Annotated in this window: 6 protein-coding genes; all 6 read left to right on the top strand. The window is 41.5% G+C overall.

Annotated elements, in window-relative coordinates; translation table 11 throughout:
- Positions 1-884: 884 nt before the first annotated feature.
- Positions 885-4,217 carry a carbohydrate binding domain-containing protein gene (locus ACX0G7_RS26855; RefSeq protein WP_458926633.1) on the top strand — a complete coding sequence of 1,111 codons (3,333 nt, stop codon included), beginning with the start codon at positions 885-887 and terminating at the stop codon, positions 4,215-4,217.
- 126 nt (positions 4,218-4,343) lie between these two features.
- The gene (locus ACX0G7_RS26850; protein WP_458926632.1) at positions 4,344-5,888 is read left to right on the top strand and encodes a hypothetical protein; all 1,545 of its coding nucleotides are present in this window, start codon (positions 4,344-4,346) and stop codon (positions 5,886-5,888) included.
- An 82-nt stretch (positions 5,889-5,970) separates the two neighbouring features.
- Entirely contained in the window at positions 5,971-6,495 is a 525-nt protein-coding gene (locus ACX0G7_RS26845) for an OmpH family outer membrane protein (RefSeq protein ID WP_458926631.1), read from the top strand.
- 9 nt (positions 6,496-6,504) lie between these two features.
- Positions 6,505-11,928, top strand: a complete 5,424-nt coding sequence (locus ACX0G7_RS26840; protein WP_458926630.1) for a DUF6443 domain-containing protein — start codon at positions 6,505-6,507, stop codon at positions 11,926-11,928.
- A 30-nt stretch (positions 11,929-11,958) separates the two neighbouring features.
- Positions 11,959-12,408, top strand: coding sequence for a hypothetical protein (locus tag ACX0G7_RS26835; protein ID WP_458926629.1), 450 nt, complete (start codon positions 11,959-11,961; stop codon positions 12,406-12,408).
- A 56-nt stretch (positions 12,409-12,464) separates the two neighbouring features.
- The coding region (locus tag ACX0G7_RS26830) for a transposase (RefSeq protein WP_458926634.1) at positions 12,465-12,598 on the top strand (134 nt) is incomplete at its 3' end.

The following is a 12,598-nucleotide window of genomic DNA, read 5'->3' as shown; positions in this document are numbered from 1 at the left end:
TCTTACTACCTAGATTGTATCTAAGGGTGGGGTCAACATCCCCCGGAACACTGGGGTCAAGTTCGCCGGAATATACAGTAACGGTTAGTTATTCGGATTATGAATGTATAGTGCTTGATTTCTTGATTCTGATGAAACCTTTTGCAGTACTGCGTTTCCTGACGTGATATAAAAGAAAACACTTATTCGGAAATTACTATGGCTTAACAGTAGTTCTACTGATTTCTTTGCGGGTGAGCAAAAATGATGAAATAATTTTGACAAAGTGAAATGGGCAATATAGTTTTATGCGATCATACTAAACCATACGCCTAACCGAACATTTCGCGTTTCACAGCCTTATCCATTCCTATCTATCAACCACAGTTTTTCGTTTCCCACAACCCCTTAACCATTTAACTGCTTCCAATGCGCTCGAGAAAGTCTTGCGCAATAGTCAAACTCATTTTGAGTCTTGTATTATTGTGCGTGAATGCTGCTACTGCCCAAGGTAAATTCATATCCCAAAATGGAGATGCGGGAATCTCAAAGATTACTCCAATCTCCCAATTGTTTATAGGTGGATCAACAAGTACAATAGCTCCATCACTAAATTTCAAGAAGTCTATTCTTAATCCTGATGTTGACCAAGGTGCAATTTCACGGAACAGTTATTGGAACGGATCAACTTTTGTCAGACAGAATCAATCAATGACGGACATTAGGTTTGGTTCTTATCCGGCATTTCACGATATCAATACTTCTTTTGTTGTTTTGTACCCAGAGTTAATTCAATTCGAATTCCTCTCTCGACGAATGTCTAGTGTTTTGTTATTTGCTACCGGGTGACCGTTACCCGCATGTATCGTTATGAATATAGCTCTACTAAACTTTAAATACAAGCCATGCTTAAAGAGATTTGCTGTGCCGCTTTGCTTACAGCATACTGCCTAATAAACCCAAACCTTGCAAAAGCTCAGATCTTTGATACCAAAGGCGACGTTGCTCCCGCTGAAATCAACACTGAATTTTTGAAGAGTATACACAACAGTGTAAACCTTCAGTCAGGAAGCCTAAATTTTCCTGTACACTTGTTCTCCCTTAAAGTGGATGATGGTCTCGAAATTCCAGTATCAATCACCTATAGTGGCAGTGGCGTAAAATATGGCCAGCTCCCAGGCGAAGTAGGACTTGGATGGTCTGTTTCTCTCAACTATAGAATTACCCGAACTGTGTATAACAGGCCTGATGAATATTATACAAGACCTACTGCGCAGCAAGTTTTTAATTTGATTGGAACCAGTCAGATATCTAGGGATCAGCAACTCACGCAATATACATGGGGACTTCCAACTAATGGAGGTATGCGGCTTAAGAACGGTGACGTAGAAAAAGATGGAGAGTATGATATATTCGATTTTCAAACGCCAATTTCGTCTGGAACATTTGCGATCGAAGATGTTGCAAACAAAGTGGTGGTGGCTGCAAATGATGCGCTGACAAAATTTGACTACGTTACGGATGCTGATGGCATTCGCGCCTTCACGTTGAAAGATCCAATGGGCAACGAAATCATTGCAGGTCTCGATAATGGAAACTATCTCTCTGAATTCAACATTCTATATCCAGGTAAAAAAGCTTCGAGCTCATGGCCTGTAACGAAGCTTACAACTGCCAACAATAAAATAGTGTCTTTTAAATATGATGACGTTAACGTTGCTGAAGGCATGCTGGCAACTGAGCGTACCGTTAGTCTTACCGAAGCATATCATCAAAGTTCTCTGTACTCACCAAACTCGAGTTTCAACAATATTTACGATGGAAGTTCAGGTTCAAGAAATACTTATCTCACCAAAATGATCACTTCTCAATATGGCAAGATCGTCATCGTGAGAGCAACCAATTCTGCATTGATCAATGAGATCGCACTCTATGACGCAAAGGATAAGTTGATTAGGAAAGTAACGTTCACCAGAAGCTATACAGATGGCTATCATTTTCTCGACAATGTTCAGATTTTCGGTGGCGACCTTGCAAGAGTACAGTATTATCAATTTGAGTACTTCGACCGAAATTTAACTGGTTTTGTTCCCGATATCTGGGACAATCTGCGCAGTCCTCACGGAGGTCAGGTTCCAACTACTGAAAAGCATTACCCAGATATTATTGGTGGCGCCACCTACCTTGATCAGAACTATCCAGTAGAACAACCAGTTTCACTTTACCTTGGTTCGGGGCTTACGAATCGCTCACCACAGGGTACACCAAGATATTATTCTTTGAAGAAAATTATCTTCCCTACCGGAGGTTCCATCACCTATGAATACGAACCCAATTATTACCGGGATATGTTGGGCAACGTTAAACAAGGACCCGGAATCAGGATATTTACAACTTCCACTTTTGATCCTCTCTACAACAAAACAACGCTGTCAACCTATACTTACGGAACCAATGAAGATGGTATTGGACAGATTCCTGTTGAAGTAGATGCAAAAACTTTTTGTTTAGATCAGGTGAATCTTTATGTAGATCCACAAAGTCCGCCTGGGATTACATTGTTTAAATATGGACGTTCACGCACCTTCTCTAATTCAATGATCGCAGATCAGGATCCTTTTTTTGCAAGGTATAATACTGTATCCTATCCACAGGTTACGGTAAACAACGGAACGGGAAAGGTGAAATATTTTTACAAGTGGCGTAGGGAAGGTATTTGGGGCCAGGCGCCAACTAACCAATCTTTCAGTGGGTCTTTCAGCAATTTCAATTTTTCCAGAGAATTTCCGAATAGTTTTTTTCATGAATATAATCTCTGGGTCAAATCAACCCTGGATAAAGTCGAGACCTACGATGCCATCGGAAGTCTGAAACAGACAGAAAGCTTCAACTATGACCTGTACGGTGCCAAAACGCTGATTGGGCTTAAGGTAAAGCCATTTGCCCTGTTCACGAGCGGTAGCTTTAATCCTTCGAACAACTATTCATATCCCAACATTGAATCTATTTATGATTTTGCTGCATACTCCATAAATTTTGGATCGGAACTACTGACTTCGAAAACAGTAACTGAAAACAGGGACGGTAAATCATTTATCCAGAAGACTGACTATACCTACAATCAGTTTGATCAGGTAATCAAGGAAATTTCGTATTCGAGTGATAAAAGTGAGCGACAGTTTGAATACACTTATCCTAATAATCTAGCAGGACTTACCGCTGGAGACGCTATCACGCAGGATATCCTCAAGATGCAGCAGCGCAATCTTGTAAAGGATTGGATTGAAAAAAGGGAAAGTGTAAAGAGGATTGTGAATGGAAATCCCCTTACGCAATTTGTTGGTGCCAAATTCAACTCGATCTATTCTGGTACCAGTAAACCAAGAACAAGTTATAATCTAACCCCTCCAGCGCCTATCAGCAATTTTAATCCCGTCGCTGTTAGCAGTGGCCAAGTGACGATAGACTCAAGATATCAGAAGTCACTTTCTCAAATTTCAACAATTGACAATGTTGGGAATATCTTGTCGGGTATCGACAAAACCGGTGTGCCGGCCTCTTTTGTATGGGGATACAACAAATCCTATCCAATCGCTGAAGTGGTCAATGCAAATGCCAACGAAGTTTTTCATAGCAATTTTGAAGAGGGTGGTTGGGAAGGAACTCCCGAAGCGCAGATTTATTCTCCTATAACATCGTACGATAATACCCGATCTCACACAGGAAGATACTCAGGAAAAATTGTCAATTCATTGGCAGGTGAGTACATAGTACATAGTAATACCTGGATCACCATTTCTAATGCCGACTCCAAAAAATTTAAATATGCTGGCTGGGTTTATAGTACTGGTCCGGGTACTGAAATATTTCTCTTCATGAGGCGGGCAAATGAAACCAACTATTACTCCTATGTGACATCGGTTGCTACGAACGAAACGAACAAATGGGTTTACCTCGAAGGTGAATACCTCGTACCCGCTGACGTGACGAAACTTAACATCAGGCTTGATTGTAATGCCCCGGGAACAGCATGGTTTGATGATGTAAAAATCTGGCCAGCAAATTCAAAAATCGCAACATTCACTCATGATCCTTTAGTTGGAATCACGAGTCATACAGATATGAACAATAAGGTCAAATTTTTTGAGTATGACGGTTTTGGACGATTGAAGCTAGAGAAAGATGACCAGGGAAATATCCTTAAAACATATGAATACAATTATGTGAACGGCTATTAAGAAGCTGCAATCCTTCTTCGGTTGTTGTATGATAAACTTCCGATTTTGAGAAGCGCCAGCGATGTTTGAAGCTAATCTTAATTCGTTCTAACGATTGTTGATAAACTCACTCTAACTTAAGATCTCATGAATAAACTATTCTGCATTGTTTTTGCGCTATGGCTGGCCCCCGAGGTTTTGTTTTCGCAGAATACTTCCACCGCATTAGACCGGATCACCGATTTTCCCCAGCAGTTTTTTTCGAAGGTGCAAAAAAAATCGGCCCGTTTGGAAGAAAATATCGTTGCAGCCACTGATAAAACCTTGATGCGCCTCGAACGCCAGGAAGCTCGTTTGAAAAGAAAACTATCTCGCAAAGATTCCCTTGCCGCACAGAGAATTTTCGGAGATGTTCAACAAAAGTATTCTAACCTGAAAACGACATTCAATCAACCAGCAGCTGGTTCTGGGGAATACAATGCCTATTTAGATACGCTCAAAACAACACTTAAATTTCTTTCGACCAGCTCAACCTCAAGTATTGCAGGAAACAATCTCATTTCAGAAGAAAACACTTCGCATTCCAATCAGAAAATTTCATCGGAATCAAATAGAGCATTAGCCTCGATTTCACAGCCATCAGTAGCCGAAAACTCTTTACAAAGAATAAAGGGCTTAGAAACGAAACTTAACCAAGCGGATGTCGTGCGCAAGTATCTTCAAAATGAAAGGGCTAAACTCAAGGAAGAATTACAAAAATTCGGACTAGCAAAGCAATTTTCAAAGTACAATAAGGAAGCATATTACTATTCAGAGCAGATCCAGGAATACAAGCGCATTCTGCAAGATCCTGACAGGCTGGAAAGAAAGGCCTTGAGCATGCTTCATCAAATTCCGGCTGTGAAAAATTTTATGTCTAGAAACTCGGAGCTCGCCCGACTTTTCCCCCAACCGGCGGGGTATGGTTCCAGCCAGGCGTTGCAGGGACTTCAAACGCGCAGCAGTGTGCAACAGATTATTCAAACCCAGATTGGACAAGCACTTACGGGATCGAACGGCGATAATTTGGCGCAAACTACTATAAACCCTGAAGCCTTAATGAGGCAGAGTCTTCAACAGGCGAAATCGGCCTTCGAATCACTAAAAGAAAGAATTACAAAGGCTGGTGGAAACAATAGTGATTTTGATTTGCCGGGCTTTAAACCTAACACGCAGAAGAAGAAAACCTTTTTTGAACGTCTTGAGTTTGGTACAAACCTGCAAAGTACCAAGAGCAATGCCTACTGGCCTGTAACAACAGATATTGGTTTAGCTGTCGGTTATAAACTCAATGATAAAGCCGTGATCGGGATTGGTGGAAGTTATAAGATCGGATGGGGCAAAGACATCCGGAACATAGTAATAACACATGAGGGATTGTCTATCAGAAGTTTTCTTGATGTGAAACTAAAAGGAACTTTTTATATCACTGGAGGTTACGAACAAAACTACCGGCGCCAATTCGCCAACCTCACTCAATTGAAAGGAATCAACAATTGGCAGCAAAGTGGCTTGCTGGGGATTAGTAAGATTGTTTCAATAAAATCCAAATTTTTCAAAAAAACCAAAATACAACTCCTTTGGGACATGTTGAGTTATCAGCAGATCCCGAAAGAACAACCTCTGAAGTTTCGGCTTGGATATAATTTTTAGAAAGAAAGACATGAAGCCGGCGTTTTCTCTTCAGCCGCCTCTTAAAATAAAATGCCTGTCGATCATTAAAATTTTTAGACTGATGAAACCCGTTTCAATCCTGCGATTCATTTCAATTATTATTTGCATCCTACTATTTAGAGAAGGACAAGCACAAACACAAAAGCCGGAAGTACATATTCGGGTGGCATATCTGGACCACTCCAAACTTCGACGCGAATATTCCAGTTACGCCAGTTCAAAAACTGAACAGCTTAAAAAGTTCTCTGAGCTGAAAGCAAAACTTCAGCGCGAAACAGATCTGGAGAAAGAAAGTTTGAGTCAACAAGTGGCTGCTGACAGTGCAGTTGGTGGAACAAAAAGAAAAGAGTTACAGGAAAATTCTGCTCAGAAAATCCGTGCATTAGAGCAGGTGACTGAAACGGAAAAGAGGAAAATACATGATGAGAATCTCAAGATGATGCAGGACTTTGAAAGGAAAATCGCTTCCGCAATTGGCGATGTTGTACGTGAAAAGGGATACAATGATGTAAGGCCTGTAGGAAAAGATACTCCGAAGAACACCACCGATGACATTACGAATCTGGTATTACAGAAACTGAATTAACCCCTTATTATGAATAAGATCTCTAAACCTGCGTCAACTCGGTTGATGCAATTGCTGGCCATTGTGCTCGTTGCTATACTCTTTCATTCGAAAGCGTCAGCGCAATGTTATGATTATGTGTGGTTATATCAAGTATACCCCTACGGCGCCTTATGCGCTCCGCAAGCTGTGAGCCTTCGTGCGGAAGCTTCGAGTGCTAATGGTTACAACGGCGAGTTTCGACTCTATTCAAGTCAATTCACAAGCTATCCAATGCAAACGGGTTCAACACCTGGTAATAATTATTACGATTTTTATGTAAATGCAACGCAGGGCGGCGAAGTATGGGTAAGCTATTACGATTACAATTATGGTTGCGAAACTTATAGAACTCAATATTCATTTGTTATTTCCCCTGCGCCTGTAGTTACCCAAACGTATGCAAAAGTTTGTAACGGTTTAGCGAAGATTCAACTTGGGAGTAATGTGTCTGGTTCAACCTTCTATCTCTACAAATGGCAAAACTCACAGTACGAATACCAGGGAAGCAATTCGACAGGATATTTCGAGGTGCCTGCTTTCAATCCTGCAGATCAGTATTTATACTACGGTTACGCTTACAGCAATAATGGTTGTGGGAACGCTTCCTATCTGGGATTATACTTCGACATCGGCAACGTTCAAATACCTACGATAACTGGTCCCACCACGCTGTGCACTTCTACTCCAACGACTTTAGTGGCAAATGGAAACGCTTCCTACTATCGATGGTATAACAATGCCAATACCCAATTAGCTCAGGCATCTCAATATGCTGTTCCAACAAATCTTTCGATCGGCGCGCATACGTTCAAAGTAAAAGGATTTAGTACAAATGGCTGCGAGTCTGGCTTTGCAAGTATTACCATTAACATCAGTACCAAGCCCATCGATGGAACAATCACTGCTAATAAGTCGAAAATATATTTAGGTGAATCTGTAACTATTACCAGCCAGGGAGGGCTCGGAACACCCTATTATTGGTGTAGTAATAACGGCGGAGTGAACTGGAACGTATTTACAAATTCTTATGGTGGACAGTATAGTTTTGTGCATACGCCTGCTGCGACGGGAACTTATACTTATCATCTTAGAAATAGAACGGACTGTGGATTCTGTTTTGAGGGAGGTGCGAATAATACCTGTGAAGCCTATTCTGCAGTCACTGTAAAGGTTGAAGCACGCGAGAATATGAACTTTATGCGAATGAGGCAATTCAATAAAGTAGGTGTTACCACCGAGTATGATGCTGCTGCGCTGGAAGATACCAGGGACGTTGTGCAGTCAACACAATATTTTGATGGACTAGGACGATCCGTACAAACAGTTACCAAAAAGGCTGCCGATGCTTCCGGGGATCTAGTAACTGGTACTGAATATGATGCCTTTGGTCGCGAATGGAAACAATATCTTCCTTACGCATCGGGTTCAACAGACGGAAAGTTCAAGCCAAATGCTCAAACAGAACTCGCAGGTTTTTATACAACCCAGTTACCGGGCGAAATTTTTTTGTATTCTCAAAATCAATTTGAAAATTCTCCGCTGAACCGCGTGAGCAAGTATACGCCCGCAGGAAACGCATGGACAGGAAGTGATAGAGGAGTTGCCACGAAATTGTTAGTCAACACAACCGCAGACGTTGTACGGATATGGGAAGTAGCCCCAGGCTCATCAGGAAATTTTGGAACATACAGCACACCCGGTTCGTATCTTGAAGGCGAGCTGTCTAAAAAAATCACCATTGATGAGAATCAAAAACAGGTAATTGAATTCACCGACAAATCAGGCCTCATCATCTTGAAAAAAGTTCAGTTGGTAGCTTCAGCTGATAATGGCGCAGGACAAAATCACGACGGTTGGTTATGTACGTACTATGTTTATGATGATCTAAGCAAACTTCGTTCTGTGATCCAACCGAGAGGTGTAGAGCTATTAATACAAAATGGATGGGATATCAATTCGTTGGCAGGAGACATCCTAAAGGAACAGTGTTTCCGATATGAATATGATGCAAGGGGAAGAATGGTAATGAAAAAGGTTCCGGGAGCGGGCGAAGTGTGGATGGTGTATGATCGCTGGGATCGTTTAATAATGACACAGGACGCAAACTTGCGGCAGGGCAAGTTCTGGCTCACAACAAAATACGATGAGTTCAACAGGCCCATCATGACTGCTAAGCATTATGATGGAACCAACACAACAATAGCTGCAATCAATGCAAACATACAGGGAAATTTGGGTGCTTACTCAAGGTTTGAGCAAAGAAATAATTTGACTGCCCCATGCTATTCACTTTCGTTAAGCTATCCTACAGTTTCATCTCCGGAATTATTAACGGCAACATACTATGACGATTATGCATGGGTAGGAATGTACGGTGCCAGTCATCTTCGAAGCACAGAACATGATCAGTTTTTCCTTGGTACAGGCAGCGCACCTTATCCACAACCACCAGCACAAAGTTCGCGGTTAAACGGATTGGTTACAGGCCTGTGGCAAACCGCGGGAGCTTTAAGCACTCGTTATTATGATGCAGAGGGACGCATAATTCAAACACGAGCCTACAATCAAACAGGCAATTGGGATGTTCTTTCGAATCAATATTCATGGGTGGGTCAACCGCTAATCAACGTATCCAAAACCGTGAAGGGTGGAAGTAACGCGCAAACAACTGAAGTTATCTCCAAAATTAGCTATGATGCCTTGAATCGACTGGAGAAAGTAGAGAAGCGGTATCGTAACACACTTGTTAATGGAAACGCGCTCACTGGTTTTCAGACGATTGTACATAATGAGTATAATCGATTGAGCCAATTGAAGAAGAAAACACTGGGTAGCACTTTGCAAGCTCCATTGGAATATGATTATAATATCCGTGGATGGCTGTTGCATCTCAATAAAACTTATCTACAGAATACTAATAGCCGCGAACGTTGGTTTGGATATGAAGTGGCTTATGACAACAATCAGACATTATTTGCTGGATCCACATATGCCAATCCACAATTCAACGGAAATATTGGCGGCATCATTTGGAAAAGTAATGGTGATATGGAAACCCGCAGTTGGGATTATATTTATGATGCTTCTAACAGGCTAACATCAGCTGTCTTCAATCAGTTCACTAGTAACTATTTCAACAAACTGGCAGGTGTTGATTTTACAACCAGCGGCATCGCTTATGATGCAAATGGAAACATAGCCGGCATGAAACATAAGGGAATGCTTGCAGGAAAAATTGATGATATTGATGACCTCGTTTATCAATATATCCCAAATACTAACAGACTCAAGTTTGTTCGTGACCTGGAAAATAATGAGAATAGTGTGTTAGGTGATTTCAAAGAGTCTACTGTTAACAATTTAGACAACCTGAATAATAATACGGCAGACTATGACTACGATGATAATGGCAATTTGAAAGAAGACAAGAACAAAAAGATTCAAAGCATTTCATATAACTATCTCAACATGCCTGAAATCATTACAATGACAGGCAAGGGAACGATCACCTTTTCATATGACGCATTAGGTAACAAGTTAAAAAAAGTAGTGGCGGAGAGCGGGAAGTCACCAAAAACGACGATGTATTTGAACGGATTGGTATTTGAGGATGATGTTTTACAATTCATTCCACATGAGGAAGGCAGGATACGGTTCACACCTGCCACTGGACAGGCTGCAGCCAAGCTTAATTATGATTATTTTATCAAAGATCATCTTGGCAACACAAGAATGGTACTTACCGAAGAGCAACAGCAGGATATCTATGTAGCTGCAACTTTGGAAGGTAACATCAATACATCTACAGACGCTATATATAAAGAGAGAGAATATTACAGCATTGATCCCTTGAAGCTTAAGCCGAAGCCATCGGGGATGCCTACGTATCAAAACAATAATGGTAATCCGCCTTATAATCCTAATACCCTTGGAAATACCAATGCGAATAATGCTCAGGTTTACGAATTAAAGGCAAGCGGTGGCGCAGGGATATCGGGCCTCGGTATTGCCCTCAAAGTCATGTCTGGTGATGAAATTGTCATTTTTGGCAAAAGTTATTATGCACAAAATGGAACGGGGAACAATTACCAGGTGCCTGTACTAAGCTTGCTGGAAGGGTTTGTTGGCGCGGGCAGCAATCTGTTGGCCGCCAAGGGTGTAACGGGGTTAGGACTTAACACGATTCCTGCAATCACGGATGTTGTTGACGATTTTCTTAGTGATGGAAATAGAAATAATGGCACTGCTCCACGCGCTCATATCAATTGGGTCTTTTTCGATGAGCAGTTTAGATATGTTGATGGTGGATTTGACGGCGTAGCAACTACAGGTGGATTTAAATCGCACAATACGGGTTTGAAAACTGTGCCAAAGAACGGGTATGTATATATCTATGCAAGTAATGAAAGTGACGTTGAAGTATACTTTGATAATTTGCAGGTGATACATAACAGAGGACCGTTGCTTGAGGAAACGCATTACTATCCGTTTGGATTGACAATGGCAGGAATAAGCTCGAAGGCTGCAGGAAAGATGGAGAACAGGTTTAAGTTCAACAAAGGAACCGAACTGGATAGTAAAGAGTTTTCCGATGGAAGTGGGTTGGAATTATATTCTACTGAGTTTAGAAAATACGATCCCCAGGTTGGACGATTCTGGCACATGGATCCAATTGATGGTGGTTTCCGGCATTTATCTCCCTACAACTTTGCTAACAACAACCCGATCTTGCTAATAGATCCTTCAGGACTACTCTCGGATAGTTTACATCCAGACGTGTTGCCTGAAGTAATTGTGTATGCCTTCCCGAAAACGGAGAGAAGATTTCCAGGATTCTACTGGCCAACTTCTACCAAAAAAGAAATCAGCGACTGGCGCCGTGAAAAATATCAGTATGATTTCAGGCGACAAAGCGGTCAACGCGTTCTGCAGGGTGGCGAGTCAGAACTTTATAAGAGTAACGTTGAATCTTTCGCACGCCGCTACCAGGCCGAAGAAGATGGGCGAAAAATGGCTCTTGGAGCAGTGGTCGCCATCGCCTCGCCGATCGTTATAGCTGCGGCACCTGAAATTATTGCTGCAACGCAAACCGCTATTGCTACTACACAATCAGCAATTTCTGTTGCAGGCGCCACTATTGCCGAAGCAGGAATTGCCACTAATTTTTATGTGCAGATGGGGGCATACAACATGCGCAATGTTGCTTTAGGGGCAGTGCTTAGAAATATTCCACTGTCGGCTAGCATGGCAGCGCAACTGACGACAGTTGTAAATTCAACTGTAGACATTTCTGCAAGAACTATGTTTACTACCTTTACGGGTATTCAAAGAGTACTGACAACAATAAATGTTATGGAGCCTGGTGGACTGCCCTCAGATGAAATCTTATTTCCAAGAAGCTCAGTAAAGTAAGTTTAGACAATGAATGAAGATGATGTTTTAATGTACAGATTGGAATCTGTCTTCACGCGGATCCCGAATGATAAGCGCAACTATTTTCACACAAAATCTCTTGCCAATTTTGTATATCATTTAAAAAGTATTGACAATAATGAGCGACGCTCAGAAGTCAGTCAAACGATCGGAAGTTATCTCGATGAAGTAGAAGAATTATTGAAAGGAGAGGATTTGGAACCTGATATGGAATTGAGCGAATACCTGTTTAAAAAGTATCTGCCGGGCATTATAAAAACCTATGATGTTGATTTAAGATTTGTTCCCGTGCCAGGGAAGAAATCATATATACTGGTAATTCCAGCCACTATTATCATATTTTATTTGCTATGGGGCAATCAGGTACTTTTTGTCATCTTCTCAATCATACTTATCCTTAATTTCGGAAGAATTGCGCTTAAAGCGCGAAAACGAAAATTGTATGGATTTGGATATTGACGGGCTGAGATGGTCCAGTTTTTCCGGACACGAAATTCCAATAACTTTGACACGTTATGGAATCGAAAAAAAACAAGCGGCGTCGTCGTACATACGATGCCTCATTTAAACAGGATGTTTTGAAAATGATTGAATCGGGCCGTTCTGTGCCCGATGTTGCCAAGGCTCTTGGTGTAACCAGTTCATTAAT

The organism is Flavitalea antarctica (genome assembly GCF_054461535.1).
Note: the sequence above shows the minus strand (reverse complement) of the source record. Positions and strands in the feature narration are given on the sequence as shown.